Origin of the sequence: Vreelandella janggokensis (assembly GCF_031451615.1) — a bacterium.
Taxonomy (GTDB): Bacteria; Pseudomonadota; Gammaproteobacteria; order Pseudomonadales; family Halomonadaceae; genus Vreelandella; species Vreelandella janggokensis.
The window spans coordinates 1-16,701 of the sequence record NZ_JARWAJ010000002.1; the positions used below are offsets into that span (position 1 = coordinate 1).

Annotated in this window: 17 protein-coding genes, 1 rRNA gene and 1 other RNA gene; 7 read left to right on the forward strand and 12 right to left on the reverse strand. The window is 58.4% G+C overall.

The window, feature by feature from the left end; translation table 11 throughout:
- Positions 1-79 (reverse strand): 16S ribosomal RNA (locus QC816_RS06715); the annotation flags it as partial.
- A 499-nt stretch (positions 80-578) separates the two neighbouring features.
- On the opposite strand from QC816_RS06715, the gene QC816_RS06720 reads away from it, so the two are divergent.
- Positions 579-1,655 (forward strand): aspartate carbamoyltransferase, encoded by a 1,077-nt coding sequence (locus QC816_RS06720; RefSeq protein WP_264825019.1) that lies wholly within the window; start codon positions 579-581, stop codon positions 1,653-1,655.
- A gap of 7 nt (positions 1,656-1,662) precedes the next feature.
- Here the strand turns inward: QC816_RS06720 and ruvX are convergent, their stop codons facing one another.
- From ruvX to QC816_RS06755, 7 genes are all read right to left on the reverse strand, one after another.
- A complete protein-coding gene (ruvX, locus tag QC816_RS06725) occupies positions 1,663-2,118 on the reverse strand; it encodes a Holliday junction resolvase RuvX (protein WP_085919127.1) in 456 nt (151 codons plus the stop codon).
- A 12-nt stretch (positions 2,119-2,130) separates the two neighbouring features.
- Positions 2,131-2,688, reverse strand: coding sequence for a YqgE/AlgH family protein (locus QC816_RS06730; protein WP_309781433.1), 558 nt, complete (start codon positions 2,686-2,688; stop codon positions 2,131-2,133).
- Positions 2,689-2,768: 80 nt separating this feature from the next.
- Entirely contained in the window at positions 2,769-3,728 is a 960-nt protein-coding gene (gshB, locus tag QC816_RS06735) for a glutathione synthase (protein ID WP_309781434.1), read from the reverse strand.
- Between the two features lie 76 nt (positions 3,729-3,804).
- Positions 3,805-4,497: a CvfB family protein gene (locus QC816_RS06740; protein ID WP_309781435.1), complete on the reverse strand. Its 693-nt coding sequence runs from the start codon at positions 4,495-4,497 to the stop codon at positions 3,805-3,807.
- Positions 4,498-4,573: 76 nt separating this feature from the next.
- A complete protein-coding gene (locus QC816_RS06745; RefSeq protein WP_085919229.1) occupies positions 4,574-5,329 on the reverse strand; it encodes a 16S rRNA (uracil(1498)-N(3))-methyltransferase in 756 nt (251 codons plus the stop codon).
- A 3-nt stretch (positions 5,330-5,332) separates the two neighbouring features.
- On the reverse strand, positions 5,333-5,842 hold the full coding sequence (gene secB / locus QC816_RS06750) for a protein-export chaperone SecB (protein WP_309781436.1): 510 nt from the start codon (positions 5,840-5,842) through the stop codon (positions 5,333-5,335).
- A gap of 72 nt (positions 5,843-5,914) precedes the next feature.
- The gene (locus tag QC816_RS06755; protein ID WP_309781437.1) at positions 5,915-6,337 is read right to left on the reverse strand and encodes a rhodanese-like domain-containing protein; all 423 of its coding nucleotides are present in this window, start codon (positions 6,335-6,337) and stop codon (positions 5,915-5,917) included.
- Between the two features lie 254 nt (positions 6,338-6,591).
- Here QC816_RS06755 and gpmI point away from each other — a divergent pair, with 254 nt between their 5' ends.
- The 3 genes from gpmI (at position 6,592) to QC816_RS06770 (ending at position 10,712) form a co-directional block, all read left to right on the forward strand.
- Positions 6,592-8,169, forward strand: coding sequence for a 2,3-bisphosphoglycerate-independent phosphoglycerate mutase (gene gpmI, locus QC816_RS06760; protein ID WP_309781438.1), 1,578 nt, complete (start codon positions 6,592-6,594; stop codon positions 8,167-8,169).
- Positions 8,170-8,177: 8 nt separating this feature from the next.
- Positions 8,178-9,314, forward strand: coding sequence for a murein hydrolase activator EnvC family protein (locus tag QC816_RS06765; RefSeq protein ID WP_309781439.1), 1,137 nt, complete (start codon positions 8,178-8,180; stop codon positions 9,312-9,314).
- A gap of 78 nt (positions 9,315-9,392) precedes the next feature.
- On the forward strand, positions 9,393-10,712 hold the full coding sequence (locus tag QC816_RS06770; RefSeq protein WP_085919135.1) for a S41 family peptidase: 1,320 nt from the start codon (positions 9,393-9,395) through the stop codon (positions 10,710-10,712).
- Here the strand turns inward: QC816_RS06770 and QC816_RS06775 are convergent.
- From QC816_RS06775 to QC816_RS06790, 4 genes are all read right to left on the reverse strand, one after another.
- A complete protein-coding gene (locus QC816_RS06775; RefSeq protein WP_309781440.1) occupies positions 10,709-11,959 on the reverse strand; it encodes a UbiH/UbiF/VisC/COQ6 family ubiquinone biosynthesis hydroxylase in 1,251 nt (416 codons plus the stop codon). The two genes, QC816_RS06770 and QC816_RS06775, sit on opposite strands and share 4 nt — an antisense overlap.
- Before the next feature lie 32 nt (positions 11,960-11,991).
- The gene (gene ubiH, locus QC816_RS06780) at positions 11,992-13,209 is read right to left on the reverse strand and encodes a 2-octaprenyl-6-methoxyphenyl hydroxylase (RefSeq protein WP_309781441.1); all 1,218 of its coding nucleotides are present in this window, start codon (positions 13,207-13,209) and stop codon (positions 11,992-11,994) included.
- A 72-nt stretch (positions 13,210-13,281) separates the two neighbouring features.
- The gene (gene pepP, locus QC816_RS06785; RefSeq protein ID WP_264825007.1) at positions 13,282-14,622 is read right to left on the reverse strand and encodes a Xaa-Pro aminopeptidase; all 1,341 of its coding nucleotides are present in this window, start codon (positions 14,620-14,622) and stop codon (positions 13,282-13,284) included.
- An 18-nt stretch (positions 14,623-14,640) separates the two neighbouring features.
- Complete coding sequence (locus tag QC816_RS06790) at positions 14,641-15,219, reverse strand: UPF0149 family protein (RefSeq protein ID WP_085919139.1); 579 nt, start codon at positions 15,217-15,219, stop codon at positions 14,641-14,643.
- A gap of 146 nt (positions 15,220-15,365) precedes the next feature.
- Between QC816_RS06790 and QC816_RS06795 the strand changes: the two genes are divergently transcribed.
- From QC816_RS06795 to QC816_RS06805, 3 genes are all read left to right on the forward strand, one after another.
- On the forward strand, positions 15,366-15,665 hold the full coding sequence (locus tag QC816_RS06795) for a cell division protein ZapA (RefSeq protein WP_085919140.1): 300 nt from the start codon (positions 15,366-15,368) through the stop codon (positions 15,663-15,665).
- Between the two features lie 53 nt (positions 15,666-15,718).
- Positions 15,719-15,901, forward strand: a non-coding RNA gene (gene ssrS, locus QC816_RS06800) — 6S RNA.
- 5 nt (positions 15,902-15,906) lie between these two features.
- Positions 15,907-16,521: a 5-formyltetrahydrofolate cyclo-ligase gene (locus QC816_RS06805; protein ID WP_085919230.1), complete on the forward strand. Its 615-nt coding sequence runs from the start codon at positions 15,907-15,909 to the stop codon at positions 16,519-16,521.
- The last annotated feature ends 180 nt before the right edge of the window (positions 16,522-16,701 follow it).

Sequence of the window (16,701 nt, forward strand, 5' to 3'; positions counted from 1 at the left end):
GGACCTGTTACCGCTCGACTTGCATGTGTTAGGCCTGCCGCCAGCGTTCAATCTGAGCCATGATCAAACTCTTCAGTTTACAATCATTGTGATCCTTACTTGTCACTCGAAAGTAACAAAAGCGGATCAAACTTGGCTCAAGGTTTTCAAACGTTCTCTCAAGATCCGAAGACCTTGGACGAGTCGCTTGCCTTGATAATTGGTGATTTATCACCCTCATCGGCAAGCGCCCACATGAATTACCTGATCACATTATTAAAGAGCGTTTCGCTTGCGGGCCTCAAAACCTGACGTGGCCGCTGCTAAGCGAGGAAGGCGTATTCTACGCACTTTCCAATGTTTGTCAACGGCTGTTTGGCAGAAGCGAAGGAAATGCTTAACTCAACTTTCTTTCCTGCTATTTGCCTAACTTACTGACAAACCGAGGTTTTTATACCTCATTCACCGCTGGCAACGCTGGGCGTCCCCGGCAGCGGATGCGTACTTTACGGCTTTGCTGACGAGGACGCAAGGGATTATACGAAAAAGTTTTATGGCTAGACACTATCCGCCGTGAAAGCGCTTCGGCGACAAGCCAATTGGCGGTTACACTAACGGCATTTACTTTATTGCCGAGGTCCGTGATGAGCCAGCGTCAGCACCTGTTAACTGTCGATTCATTAAATCGCGAACGCGTTGACCATTTACTGCGCATTGCCGCACGTATGGAGCCGATTGCACAGCGCCGCCAGGTTACCCGTGTTTTAGAGGGGGCAGTTCTTGGCAACCTGTTTTTTGAGGCCAGTACGCGTACCCGCGTGAGCTTCAATGCCGCCTTTTGCCGGCTGGGCGGCAGCGTGTGCGACACCACCGGCTTTACCTTTTCGTCGATGGCCAAGGGAGAGTCGCTGTACGATACCAGCCGCGTGATGAGTGGGTATTGCGACGCCATTGTCATGCGCCACCCGGACCAGGGGTCTGTGGCAGAATTTGCTGCGGCGACAAATGTCCCTGTGATCAACGGCGGCGATGGTCCCGGTGAACACCCCAGCCAAGCGCTACTGGATATCTACACCATCGATAAAGAGTTTCAGCGCTTGGGTAAATCACTGAGCGGTGCCCACATTCTGCTCACCGGCGATTTAAAGTACGGCCGTACCGTGCACTCTCTGATCAAGCTCTTGTCACTCTACGGACCGCTACGCATTACCCTGGTATCGCCGCCGGGCCTTGAAATGCCTGCACAACTGGTAGACCTCGTCACATCTCGTGGCCACCGTATTGAACAGCGCAACTCGCTGGCCAGCGACTTCTCGGATTTGGATGTGGTGTACGCTACCCGGATTCAGAAGGAGCGCTTTACCGACGAGATGAACGAGAGTTTTCAGGGCCTTTCGAATGACTTTATGGTTAACCGCGATTTCCTGGACCAGCGCTGTGGCGACAACACCATCGTCATGCATCCGCTGCCCCGCGATAGCCGCCCTGGAGCAAATGACTTGAACGTGGATCTAAACGGCGATCCTCGGCTAGCCATCTTCCGCCAAACCGATAACGGCATTCCCATGCGCATGGCCATCTTCGCAACGCTACTTGAGGTTGACGAGCTGGTTGAAAAGGAAATGCGCCCCGTACGTTGGTTTGTCCCCGCCCAGACGGGCACGCTCGACCGTTAGCCTACCGTCAGCGGGATATGCGCCCACCGGGAAGTCCTTCCTGGTGGGCAAACCAGCCTTCCAGAATCAACACCGCGGCGATACCGTCGACACTCTCTTCACGGTAGTTGCCACGGTGTCCCGCCGCGCGGGCGATGTGCTTCGCTTCCTGGGTAGAGCCACGCTCGTCGACCATTTCACAAGGCTTACCGAAGCGCCCGTGAAGTCGATTACCGAACTTGCGCGCGCGAAGGCTCATGGCCGACTCGGTGCCATCCATATTGAGCGGCAAGCCGACAACAAATAGATCGGGTTGCCACTCCTTGACAAGGCGCGTCACCAGCTCCCAATCGGGAATACCGTCGCGTGCGGTGAGAGGAGCAAGCTCACGAGCACTGTTCAGCATCTCATTGCCGACAGCCACGCCAATGCGCCGTGTACCAAAATCAAACGCCAGCACAAGGCGCTGACCGCTTTCAGTCATTATGCTCAACCATCAGGCGTGGCCTGCATCACGGGTCATCAGGTTAAGATCCACCCCGAGAATGCCTGCCGCCGCGGCGAGGCGTTCGGCAGGTGGCGTATCAAATAGTACGGATGCCTGACCCTCCACCGTCAACCAGGCGTTTTCTTTTAACTCTTCTTCAAGCTGCCCCACTTCCCAGCCGGCACAACCCAGGCAGACCAGAAACTGTTCAGGGCCTTCACCGTTCGCCAATGCCTGCAAGATATCCATCGACGTCGTGAGCGAAATGTTGTCTTCAACCTGAAGGCTGGAATCCCATGCCTGACTATCCCCGGTATGGAGAATAAAGCCGCGATCTTTATGCATCGGCCCACCGTAATACACCGGCGAGTTGCGGTAGGGGCTATTATCTCCCTCTAATTCCAGTTGCTCGAAGAGCGCATCGAGGGTGATCTCCAAGGGGCGGTTGGCAATCACACCCATGCAACCATTGTGATCATGGTCGCACAGGTAGATCAGGCTCCCCGCAAAATTGGGATCGTCCTGGTGCGGCATCGCCATCAAGAAATGATGCTTTAAACTTTGCATGCGTCTCCTGCGGCCAACTGACAACATCAGCCAGCCTAAAAAATCAGTAAATAAGTCGCGACAGAGCAATAAAGAGCCGCTTATGCAGCAAGGCGACGTTCTATGGCGTCCAGCAGCAACCCTGCGATATCCGTGCCACGCTGATCGTCGATTTCGCGCACGCAGGTGGGGCTTGTCACGTTAATCTCGGTAATATAATCGCCGATCACATCCAGACCGACGAACATCAATCCTTTTTCGCGGATCATGGGCTGCACTTGCTCAACAAGCCACTGGTCTCGCCTGGTCAGCTCGCTACTCACGCCGCGCCCACCGGCAGCCAGGTTACCGCGTGTTTCCCCCGCTGAAGGAATGCGGGCCAGACCATAGGGTACCGGTTCGCCATCGACTAGCAGAATCCGTGTGTCGCCTTCCTTGATGGCGGGCAGATAACGCTGCGCCATGATCTGGCGCTGGCCGCGCAGGGTAAGCTGCTCGATCACGGCACCGATATTGCGCCCCTCGGGACCAATGTGAAAGATACCGGTACCGCCCATGCCATCCAATGGTTTGAAGATCACATCGCCATGCTCGGCGTGAAAGGCGCGCAACACGTCGGCCCGGCTGGCCACAAGCGTCGGCGCGCAGCACTGCGGAAACTGCTGGGCAAATAGCTTTTCATTACACTGCAACAGGGCATCTGTCGGATTGACAATCAACACGCCCTCTCGTTCAGCAAAGCCGAGCAGATGAACCGCGTTGGTAAAATCCGCATCCACCGGCGGGTCTTTGCGCATCAATACCGCGTCAAGCTCATTGATCGGCCGGGCTGAGGGTTCACCCAGTTCATACCAATGCGCGGGATCTCGATAAACCGTCAGCGGTCGCATGCGCGCGTATGCCTGCCCTGCATTCAAGAAAAGATCTTCCTGCTCCATGTAATGCAACGTATAGCCGCGGTCCTGGGCCGCCCATAGCATCGCCATGGTGGTATCTTTCTTGTAAGCGATGTCGCTGATGGGATCCATCACGACACCAAGGTGCAATGTTGACTGACTCATCGGGGCACAATCCATACATGAACATATAGGTGGGCAGTATGCCGCACTGCTTCTCAGGCTCCAACCGCGAGACGTATTACTCGCTGAGCGCACCGGGCACTAGGCGTATGGCGTTAGGCTCAAGCTTAATCAGCTGTTGCTTGTAAAGTCGCCCAATCGCCTGCTTGTAGGCGCTCTTGCTCACACCCAGCCGCGCCTTGATATCGTGAGCGGTACTTTTATCCCCCAATGCCAGGTAACCGCCGCTCTCGCGCAGCGCCTTGAGCACTTGGTCACCTACCACGTCCAAGCGGGCAGCGCCGGGCGGCAGCAGCGAAATATCCACCCGTCCGTCTTCACGACGCTGCTTGACATACCCTGTTAACGACTGGCCGCGACGCAGCGGCTGGCTGATATCGTCCTGGTAGATCAACCCCCAATAGCGGTGATTGACGACGACTTTCATGCCCAGATCGGTGCGGTCGGCGACCACTACGGCCACTTGGTCACCCGTATCCAGTGCCCAGGCATCATCGGTTAAAAACCGATCCAGGCGCATGGTGGCCACGGGCCGCCCCTGATCGTCGCTATACAGCATAACCAACACGCGTTTGCCGGGGTCGGGGCGAAAACGCTGCTCGCTGTAGGGCAGCAGCACATCCTTGGAGGGCCCCCAGCGCAAAAAGGCGCCAGTGTTGTTCACCGCGGTAACGGTTAAGTAGGCCACTTCACCCAGTTGAGCAGATGCATCGCTGGCGGGTCGGGAGGAAGAGTGAGGCTCACGGACCATGGGTGCCGTCCTTACAATAAATAGGCTTTCATTATGGGGGCTTGGTAACGCAAGGCAAAGTAGTAGAGAGGAAGGCTTACAAATCGCCTAGGTAATGCTGAAGAAGGGTTAACGCCACCACCGGCGCCGTCTCCGTACGCAAAACCCGTGGGCCGAGTGTTAGCGGTTTAAAGGCAGCATTTTGGGCGGCATCAATATCACTCTCGCTCAAACCGCCTTCCGGGCCGATAAGCAATGCAGCCGACGTGGGACGGTCTTGGCGATCGAAGGCATGGCCAGTCGCCAGATGCAGCATTAAACGCAGCGGCTCCTGGCGCGCCTCAAGCCATGCCTTGAGGGTGATGGGCGGGTTGACCGGCGGCACGAACGCACGCCCGCTCTGCTCACAGGCGCTGGCAGCCACCGCCTGCCAATGGGCCAGCTTTTTGGCTTCCCTGTCGCCTTTAAGGCGCACATCACCCCGCTCGGTATACAGCGGAGTGATGGCAGACACGCCAAGCTCGACGGCCTTCTGAATGGCATAATCCATCCGGTCGCCTTTGGAAATTGCCTGGCCTAGATGCACGGCCAGCGGCGATTCACCGTTACCCGGCCAAACAGCCTCAATACCCACCGTTGTCTGCTTGCGGCCTACGTCGACAAGGCGCACACCCGCCTCATGGCCATTGCCATCGAACAGCACCAGGGGCGAGCCTTCACCCAACCGCAACACCCGTGTCACATGTCGCGCAGGGCCTTCCGGGAGCACCACCTCATCGCCTGGGCGAAACACCCCGGGGACATAAAGGCGCGGCATTTTCCCGTGCCGGGCGTACCAGTCGGTCGCCAACATCATTTAGTGCGTATTCGCTTCAGCCTGGTCAGCTTGTTGTTTCTCGCGTTGCTTACGCTGCGCGTACATCGCTTCAAAATTCACCGGCGCCAGCATCAGCGGCGGGAAGCCACCACGGTTGACCAGATTATCCACGCATTCGCGGGCGTAGGGGAACAGCAGGTTCGGGCAGAAGGCACCCAAGGTTTGATCCAACTGGGCACCTTCGATACCGGAGATACGGAACAGGCCTGCCTGCTCAACTTCCGCCAAAAAGGAAGTCGTACCGGTTTCTTTGTCGTTAACCTGCGCCGTCACTTTAACGACCACTTCATACTGGTCATCGGCAATTTTTTTGCTACTGGTATTAAGGTCGAGGTTGACCTTGGGCTTGAACGCGTCCTGGAACACCGACGGCGAATTGGGCGCTTCAAACGAAATATCTTTTACGTAAATACGTTGCAGCGAAAATTTGAGCTGCGTTTTGTCGTCGGCTTGCGCGCCAGCCTGCGGGGTGTTGTTATCTTCCGCCATGTGAGAACTCCTCGTTGTTGATGCAATAGTCAGTGCAATCGTTCATGCAATAAGTAACGTGCGTATCGACGCTTACTTTTTAACCACCGGAAGGCCGTCAGCCTGCCACTGCGCCATGCCACCTTTTAATTTAAAGGCGCGTTCAAAGCCTGCTTTCGCAAGCTTCGCCTGGGCAGCACCTGAACTTTGTCCATGTTTACACGCCACAATGATCGGCTTGTCTTTCACTTTATTCAGCTCATTCATGCGGCTATCAAGGCTGCTCTGGGGCATATTCCGCGCACCGGCAATATGCCCCGTTTTAAAGTCTTTACTTTCACGGATATCCAGTACAACGGCGTCTTCACGGTTAATGAGCTGCGTGGCCTCAGTGGCCGTTAGCGCATGGGTTGAGGCGCTGCGTGTTTCGTACACAATCCACGCAATCAGCGCCAGCACAAACGCCCCTACCAATAGGGGGTGATTCATTACGAATTCGAACAGCTGATCGATCATCGCGACACAATCTCTTGGTCAATACAGAAAAAAGCGGCATTGCCACCATTAGAACGCGACAAGTATACACGTCTGACGCCAGCGCGCGCAGGCCGCGAATAAAAACGAGCACCAGCGCGGCCATGCGTGAAACGTCAACAGGCCCTATTCATGACGCTCAGCCACTGGCTGCGTTATGATGCCCCAAGCATGCATTAGTCGCGACCCCGATTGGCTTTATGCCGTCCGGTTCGCCACTCATCAGGAGAAATTTTATGGACACTGCAAGCACTCCCCGCCCCGTCGCGTTAATTATTTTAGACGGCTACGGCCACAACCCCGACAACGCGCACAATGCAGTAGCTGCCGCCAACACACCGGTAATGGATAAACTCTGGGCTGACCGACCACATGCCTTTGTCCACACGGATGGGCGCCACGTCGGGCTACCTGACGGGCAAATGGGGAACTCCGAAGTGGGCCACATGAACCTGGGTGCCGGCCGCATTGTTTACCAGGACTTTACCCGCATCACCAAGGCAATTGAAGACGGCGACCTGGACACCATTGACGTGCTGACCCTGCCCATCGACGAGGCAGTGACCAACGGACGTCCCGTTCACCTGCTGGGGCTGCTTTCGCCCGGTGGCGTTCACAGTCACGAGGACCACTTTATCGCCATGGCGGAGCTGGCGGCCCGCCGCGGCGCCCAGCGTATCTATGTTCACGCCTTCCTGGACGGCCGGGATATGCCGCCACAAAGCGCGTTGCGCTCCATAGAGCGTGCCAACGCCCGTCTGGCTGAGCTGGTAGGGGCTGACAACGGCTTTGTTGCCTCGATCATCGGTCGCTTTTACGCCATGGATCGCGACAACCGTTGGGAGCGTGTTGAGCAAGCCTACCGCCTGCTCACTGACGGCCACGCCGACTACTATGCCACCAGCGCTGAAACGGCGTTGCGCGATGCCTACGACCGTGGTGAAACCGATGAATTTGTGGCCGCCAGTAGCATTCCGCTGAGTGACGGCTCCCAAGACAAGGCCATCACATTACAGGATGGCGACGCGGCAATATTCCTTAACTTCCGCTCGGACCGCGCTCGCGAACTGACCCGCGCCTTCGTCGAGCCTGACTTCAATGGTTTCGAGCGGCGCGTCTGTCCCAAGCTCGCGGGCGATGGGCTGGTCATGATGACCCAGTACGCCGCCGATATTCCCGCACCAGCCGCCTTCCCGCCCTCGGACCTGAACGACACTCTGGGGGAAGTCGTGGCCAAACGCGGCTTGAAACAGCTGCGCATCGCCGAAACTGAAAAATACCCCCATGTCACCTTCTTCTTTTCGGGCGGCAATGAAGCCGAATATGAAGGCGAAGAGCGTATTCTCGTCCCCTCACCGCGCGACGTGAAAACTTACGACGAAAAGCCCGAAATGAGCGCCGTCGAGATTACCGACAAGTTGGTTGAGGCCATCGATAGCGGCCGCTTTGACCTGATGGTATGCAACTACGCCAACGGCGATATGGTGGGCCACACCGGTGACTTTGACGCCGCAGTAAAAGCCATAGAAACCGTCGATACCTGCGCGGGACGCGTGGTCGAAGCCATTGAGCGCGCGGGCGGGGCCTGCCTGATTACCGCCGATCATGGCAACGCCGAGCAGATGGTCCACCCCGAGACCGGCGCACCGCAAACCGCCCACACCACCTTTATGGTGCCACTGGTTTACATTGGAGAACGTCCAGGGGCGCTGGAGGATGGACGGCTATGTGATCTTGCCCCGACGCTTTTGCGCATGATGAATCAAGAGGTTCCTCAAGCGATGACCGGCCACCCATTGATCACCTTCGGTTAATCCGCTTGATGCGACGACTTGTCAGCATAGCGGCTGGGATAGCGCTGTTATACGCTACGCACAGCACTGCCCAGCCCAGCGAAACCCAGGCACGCCAGCAACTGGATAACCTCGGCCAGGCGATCGAGGCGCTTTCCGAGCGCTTGAGCGAAACCGATGAAGCTCGCGAAGGGGCCAAACGCGAGCTGCGCGAGGTTGAAACCGAGCTCGCCGAGACCCATCAACGGCTCGATCAGCTACAAAGCGAGCGCCGCAAGCTCAATGAGGAAACCAATCAGCTTCGCAAGCATCGCGACCGCCTTGAGGCAGACCGCGAAGTTCAATCAGATGCCCTCGGCCAACAGCTGGCAGCGCTTTACCGGTTGGGACCGACTCCCCAACTCAAACTGCTGTTAAATCAGGGCGACCCCGCCGAACTTGACCGCATGCAGGCTTACTTGAATCGGCTTACCGAGGCGCGTCAGCAGCGCATGGCCGAGATAGCCCGGTTGGATAGTGCGCTGGCCGACACCCAACAAGCACTTGCCGAGCGCGAGGACCGACTGGACGCTCTGTCCGAAGAACTGGAAGCCGAAAGTGCACGGCTCGCCGAACGCACCCAGGAACGTCGCGGCGTCGTAAACAGCCTAGATGACCGCTATGGCAGTGAAGCCGAGCGTCTGGCCGCCCTGAATGATGACCGAGAGCAGGCCGAACAGCGACTGCGCGAGATTCAGGCCGAGCTGGCACGCCTTGACGAGCCTGCGCCGACGACCCATATTGCCCGTACTCAGGGGGATCTGCCCTGGCCGGTCCAGGGCGATATCACGGCGGCTTTTCAGCGCCGTGATGGTGTCCATTACAACGGCATCGTCATTCAGGCCACGGCAGGCACCTCGGTTAGCGCCGTGCACCCTGGTCGTGTGGTGTTTGCCGACTGGATGCGTGGATTTGGCAATTTATTGATTATCGACCATGGTGATCAAATCATGACGCTCTACGCCCACCTGCAGCAGTTCACCGCGCGCCCCGGTCAGCAGATCGAGCGCGGCGACGAGATTGGTCGGGTTGGCGATAGCGGTGGTCAGCCACGTAGTGCGCTTTACTTTGAAGTCCGCAGGCGTGGTGAACCAATTAACCCACAACGTTGGATTGCACGCCGCTGACGGGATAAGCTGGGTAATTCTTGTTGTCATTGGGGTAGCGGCGCGCGCTGCCCACCAATATCGTTTCGCGGAGTCTGCATGACGCTATCTGTTACCGAGGGATCGGCCCTTGCCAAACGCCTCTTGGCAACCCTGCTCCCTATCGCTTTACTTTCGGTCCCGTTACCGCTTCTGGCTCAGCCCAGTAGTGACAGCGACGGGACAGTTGATAACGTCAGCGACGACCTGCCGCTTGAAGAAATCCAGACGTTTGCCGAGGTATTTGAGCGCATCAAGCGCGCCTATGTCGAAGACGTCGAAGACCGCACTCTACTCCGCAACGCCATGCGCGGCATGCTGAGCGAGCTGGACCCTCACTCCGCCTATCTGGATAAAGAAGAATATCAAAGCCTGCGCGAATCCACCGAGGGCGAGTTCGGCGGAATCGGCATCGAAGTGGGTATGGAAAACGGCCAGCTTATGATCATAACGCCGATCGACGATACCCCGGCCTCAGAGGCGGGGCTGATGTCCCGGGATATCATCATCAGTATCGATGGCACCCCCACCGAGGGCATGTCCCTGCAAGAGGCCGTGACCTTGATGCGTGGCGACCCCGATACAACGCTGGACATTTCCGTGCTAAGGGCAGGCGAAGAGTCCCCTCGCGAGTTCACCCTTACCCGCGAGATTATCCGTAGCGAAAGCGTCAAACACGAGTTGCTGGAAACCGGCTATGGCTATTTACGCATCAGCCAGTTCCAGTCACGCACGCCTGAGCAGGCCAGGGAAGCCCTGCAGCGCATGGCCCGTGAACAGCCGCTGGATGGCCTGGTGCTCGATTTACGTAATAACCCCGGCGGGGTTTTACAGGCCGCCGTTGGCGTGGCGGACCTGTTCCTGGATGAAGGGCTGATTGTCTACACCGAGGGTCGCATTCCCGACAACGAGCTATCATTCTCCGCCTCGGCTGATACGCCAGCAGAGGATGTGCCGCTTGTCGTGCTGATCAATGGCGGTAGCGCCTCCGCCGCGGAGATTGTCGCCGGTGCCCTTCAGGATCAGCGCCGCGGCGTGATCATGGGCACCGACAGTTTCGGTAAGGGATCGGTACAGCAGATCATGCCGCTGGGCAATGGTGAGGGGTTGAAGCTTACCACGGCGCTTTACTATACGCCGCAAGGCCGTTCCATTCAGGCCCAGGGCATCGAACCCGACGTTGATGTGGTTCGCGGGCGCCTGGAAGTCGCCGAAGGCAGGCGCGAAATCCGCGAATCCGACCTGGAAGGCCATTTACAGTCCCAACAGGCCCCGCGTGACCAGGAAGAGGTGTCACAGCGCCTGCGCGAAGACTACCAGTTGAGCGAAGCACTTAATCTGCTCAAAGCGCTGAACGTGGTCGACCGCCGCCGTCATTAACGGCACGAAGCCGGCAAGCGGCCGCGTTCGCCGGTGGCTTGCCGCATTACCATGCGCTTCAGCGGAGTAAGCCGGTGCAAGCCGCTCATGCCCAGGTTACGTACCAGCGTCAGTGCCGGATCATGGCTGCCGAACAGGGTTTTAAAGCCTTTCATTAATGCCAGCATGGCGCGGTTGTCACCGCGCCGACGGCGGGCATAGCGGCTCAAGGTGCTTAGCTCACCCCACGGTGCCCCCCGCCGCCAGGCCGAGGTGACCTCGTCGGCTAAAACGGCGGCATCCATCAACCCCAGGTTAGCCCCCTGCCCCGCCAGGGGATGAAGGCTATGGGCCGCATCACCCACCAGTGCAAAATGCGGCTGCACGTAATGCACTGCATGGCGTTGGACCAACGCAAAACGGTGCGCTTTATCGCAGACGCTCACCGCGCCCATTCGCTCCCCCAGGGCGTGACCCAGGGCTTCCCCCAACGCCTCTCGGGAAAGCTGGCACAGCGCTTCGGCATGCGCGGGGGTGGTCGACCACACAATCGAGCAGTAATGAGGGTCCCCCTCCACCGTCAGCGGCAAAAATGCCAACGGACACCCGTCGATAAACGCTTGCCGCGCGGTATCACCATGGGGATAGCCGCAGCGCACCGTGGTGACCAGCGCCTCCTGGCCCATCGCCTCGCTGACCACGTCGATGCCCGCCATGTCGCGCAAGACCGAACGCGCACCGTCCGCCGCAACGACCAACGGCGCATGCAGCGATTGGCCATTCGCCAAGCGCAACTGACGCCCCGACGTTGAAGCCTCCAGGGCATCTACCGGCGTGCCGAAAAATATGTTGACCCGGCCCTGGTCTTGAAGCGTTGTGTGCAACGCCGATAACGTCACGTCATTCTCGACGATATGCCCCAACACGGACACGCCCGCTTCGTCGGCGGAAAAGCTTATCTCGCCGCTACCCTCGGCGTCCCATACCTGCATATAGCGATAAGGGGTCACCCGGGCATTAACCATTAATGGCCAGGCCCCGATATGGGTTAACAGTCGCTGCGAGACCGGTGTCAGAGCACTCACCCGGGGCGACGGCAAACCGCTCACCTCGTGCAAGGGGGGCTGTGCTTGCGCTTCTACCAGCGCCACCTGCATGCCGGCGTCGGCCAATAGCAAGCTCAACGTCGAGCCCACCATGCCGGCGCCGACAACGATGGCGTCGAAGCCGTTCTCCACCGGTACACCTGACTCATTGGATGTCTGCATAACACTCCTTCTGCTGGCAGCCCCGGGGGCACTCAACGCTCCAGTCCCATCGCCCGGCGCGCCAGACCTTTACGTAATGGCCCGATGATATTGAGCCCCACCAGGCCGGCGGCTCTGGCATGGGGTAAAAAGGGTAAGTTCATGCCAAACAGGCGAATCAGGCCATCACTAAAACGAATCACATTGGCTCGGTCCTGAGCGCGCTGCCGCTCGAACGCCTGAAGCGTGGTCATGTCACCCAACGGCCGCTTCGCCAACTCGCCTTTCTCAAGTGCCTCGACCAGGTCCATTACCCCACGAAGGGCCAGATTAAAGCCTTGACCGGCCACCGGGTGCAGCGCATGGGCTGCATTGCCCAGCACCGCAAGCCCAGGCCGAACGGGCTCCTCGGCAGTGATTAAGGTCAATGGATAGCTGTGGCGCTGGCCCACTCGGGTAAAGCGCCCGACCCTGTCGCCAAAGGCCGTTTGCAACTGCGCCAGGAAGTCTCCATCGGATAGACCCAGGCGCCCTTGTTCATGCCCGGTGGAATGCGTCCAGATCAGCTCCATCGTCTGCCCTGGCAAGGGTAACAGAGCGATAGGCCCGGCCTGGGTAAACCGCTCATAGGCCACGCCCTGATGTGGCTGGCTAACGCCCACATGAGCAATCAGCGCCGTTTGCTGATAGGCCTCGCGACGGCTGCCAATGCCAAGCTGCTCCTTTAAACCCGACCGCCCGCCGTCCGCCAGCACTGTCAGGGCGCCGTGGAGCCGACTGCCATCAGACAGCATCAAGTCGTGCCCTTGGGGCGTAGGCGTGATGTTGTCGACCTTGGCCGGGCAGTGCCATTCAAGGGGTAATGCATTCAGCCGCTGATGCAGCACGCGCCCCATCCAGGCATTGGGAATCACGTGACCCAGCGCATCCACGCCCAGTTCATCGGCACTGAGCCGGGTTGCCCCGAGCCGCCCCCGTTCACTGATATGGATACGCTTGATGGGCGTTGCCTCGGTTTGCATGGCCTCCCATACGCCCAGCTGACGAAAGCGCTGGGCCGAGCCTTCCGCAATGGCACTGGCACGAGCGTCGAAACTGGGTTGCCAGGCCTCATCAAGTGATTTGGCCGGTAACGGCGCCGCTTCGATAATGGCGACTTTCCAGCCGTAACGCTCAATCAAGGGCGCCAGAGCACAGCCCAGACTTGCGCCGACTAATCCGCCCCCCACAATCACAATGTCATGGGTTACCGTTTGCCCAGACGCTTGCATTGACTCTCTCCCGCTGGTGACACAGGACCACGCTTATTGCGTAACGTAAATTACATAATGCACTGCAACGACTTAATCAGGCGCCATGAGAGCTTCAATATCGGCTACCCGTTTAGGGACCTGGTGGGTCAGTACCTCACGCCCCTGCGCGGTAACCACCACGTCATCCTCAATACGGATGCCGATACCGCGGTACGCGGCCGGAATGTCAGCTTCATCGGGAATATAAAGCCCCGGCTCAACGGTCAGCACCATACCGGGCTCAAGTGGACACGGGGTTTCTGCGTCCAGGCGATAGGTGCCCACATCATGCACATCCAGCCCCAGCCAGTGCGATGTCGAATGAAGATAAAACCGCCGGTAGCGCTGCTCGTCGATGCAGGTTTGCAGATCGCCTTCCAGCAGACCCAGTTCCATCAATCCAGTGGTCAAGTCAGACACAACGCCCTGATGGATTTCGGCGAGGGTGGTGCCAGGCTGAACAGCCGCAACAGCCCGCTCCTGGGCATCAAGCACCACCTGGTAAAGCACTCGCTGAGCATCGCTGAAGCGCCCGGAAACCGGGAAAGTGCGGGTAATATCGCCCGCGTAAAGGTCAAACTCGGCACCGGCATCGATCAACACCAGCTCGCCGTCTGCAAGGGGTGCACTGTTCTCAATGTAGTGCAACACGCAGGCATTGGCACCGCTCCCGACAATCGTGCTGTAGGCGGGTCCGCTGCCACCCTGCCAGACAAACTCATGCTCCAGCTCAGCCTGAAGCTGATATTCGCTTAACCCAGGGCGCGCTACCTGCATGGCGCGCACATGAGCACGGGCAGAGATTGACGCGGCGTGCCGCAACAGGGCGATTTCCGACTCGCTCTTAATCTGACGCATGGCATGTATCAGCGGGCTAATATCCATCCAGCCTTTCAGCATGGGATGACCGCGACGTTGACCCGCCTTGGCCTGGGACAGGGCGTCTTCGGCAATATCGAGGGCATCGCCCTGATCAAGCGGTAAATAGAGCCACTCACGACCCGCTAACAGCTCAAGCAACAATGTCTCGCGTTCGGCGTTCTCGAACGCCTGATCGACGCCATGCATTGTCACGACTCCCTGAGCGCCCAATCGCCGCCCTGTCCAGGCTTCCATGGTGGGGTCACGGTCCTGGCAGAACACCACGCTTTGCCCCGCTTCGCGCCCGGGCAACAGCACCAGCAGGGCATCCGGCTCGCCAATACCGGTCAGGTAGTAGAAATCGCTGCTTTGCCGGAACGCATACTCACTGTCATGAGAACGCGTTACCAACGATGCGCCGGGCACAATAACGGCGGCATTCGGCGGAAGTTGGGCCATGAGGGTCTCGCGCCGCTGGTGGTATTCCGCTGACGGGATAGCCGGAGGGCGAGGCAGTACATCAGGCAACATAGCGTTTTCCAAAACAGATTAATGAACAGGGGTATCAGTTTGCTCGACCTGCGGCTGACCGGGGTGTTGCTCGGTATACAGCAGCATGGCAGCCATCCGCGCGTGCTCGGTCAGCGCAAAGAGGTCATTTTCATTTTCCGGGGAATCATCGATATCCGTCTCGATCTGGCCTAACCCGGCAAGGTCTTCTACCGCTTCACGCAAGGTTTGCGACCAATGCTTTCGCTGTGCGTCATCGGCCACTTCGTCGACCACTTCCATGAAGCCTAGCGTCCACTCCTTCAGGCCCTGGGCCTGCTCAGCCAGGCTGAACAGCTCATCCGGCAACAGGGGCGCATAGTTCATATCACTGGCGCTTAGCGCCTCCAGGGTTTGCCGTCGCCAGCCCAACAGACGTTCAGCACTCGCCGAATCGCGTGGCTGATCCACCCCCAGGCTTAAGCAGACCTCTTCCAGCCAAGCCTGGGCATCCATATCACGCAGCGCGAGCAGTGCGCATAACCGGCCGTCCAGAAAGGCGGGCGACTGCATACTCCCGTGCAACAAAAAAACATCGGCGATATCCGAGAAATCCTGGCGTTCGTCTATTAGCGACATCGTCTTCACTCGTTGATGGGTTTAGGGTCGCTCGGGCTTGCGCGTTGACCCCGCGCAAGCGGCTCTCTTATAGTGAGCGACATCGTCCTTCCTATGCAGTGATGTTAACGCATTGGGCATCCTTTTGACCCGTGCCGGAGCCTGTCATGAGTAACACTAAACGGCCTACTACCGAAATCAGCCTGTTAGGGCGTGATTACGTGATTGCCTGCGACCCCGGTGAAGAAGCCAAACTAGAACGGGCCGCACGCTACCTGGACCGCGCCATGCAAGGGATTCAAGCCCAAAGCAGCCTGCTGGGAAGCGAACGTATCGCGATCATGGCGGCACTTAACATTACCCACGAGCTGCTTGAAGCCATGGACGAACATCGCGCCGGAGAAGCCAGCCTGAACCGGCTTAACGAGCGGCTGGAGCACGCTTTGTCACAAACCCGCACGCCGTAAAGACCGTTTAACGCATGCCTTTGGCATTGGGCCCCGCTCTGTTAGGATGATGACGTTCTCTGGGGTGCGCGCCAGTCGTTACAGTCCCTCGAGCCTATGCGTAATACCTAGGGGGCCAAATGCTAGCCAGGCCCGTGTGCATGTCCGTGCGTCGGAAAGCCTGACGGCTTGGCTGCGGCCACCCACCTGAACCAGTAGGTTCAGGGCCAGAACGACAGCGGCACTCTGGGGAACACTAATGATGAACAGCCTCCACAGCGCTGAAGAAAAACGCGCTTTGCGACGTGAACTGCGTCGGCGGCGTCAATCGCTCTCGCTGCGTGAACAACGCGAAGCAGCCCACCGTCTCTGTCAGCAGCTTAAGCGCCTTCCCGAAATTCACCGCGCAAGACGCATCAGTCTTTACTTACCTGTCATGGGTGAAATCGACCCGACCCCGCTACTTCCCTGGTTGCGTCGACGAAGAGTGTCGGTTTATCTACCCGTTTTACGGCCATTCAGTGCCAATACGCTCTGGTTTGTCGCCTACCATGCCAACACGCCGATGATCAAAAACCGCTTTGGCATCGCCGAGCCGGATACCCGTTTTGCGGCCAAACATCAGCGTCGTTTGCCCGCATGGGCGTTGGATACAGTGATCTTACCGTTGGTCGGCTTTGATGCCCGGGCCAATCGCATGGGCATGGGCGGCGGCTTTTACGATCGCAGCCTTGCCTTTATGCGCCGCCCTGGCCCCAAACCGACGCTGCTGGGTGTTGCCCACGCTTGCCAACAGGTAGATACCCTCCCTGTTGAGCCCTGGGACATACCATTAAACGCCGTGGTGAGTGACCAGCATATCGTTCGCCCAGGATAAGCTACCTAAAAAAATGGGCTGGCCCGTAAGGGCCAGCCCATTGAGCCGGTGACGCTTTCGTACCCCAGCGCTACGGCTTAACCTCCCGAAAGCGCCTGCGCGTAGCCGGTGGCTAATACCCCGAGCGCAAACACAATCATCAGTGTCAGTACCATATCGGGTTTCTTACGCCGCATAGTG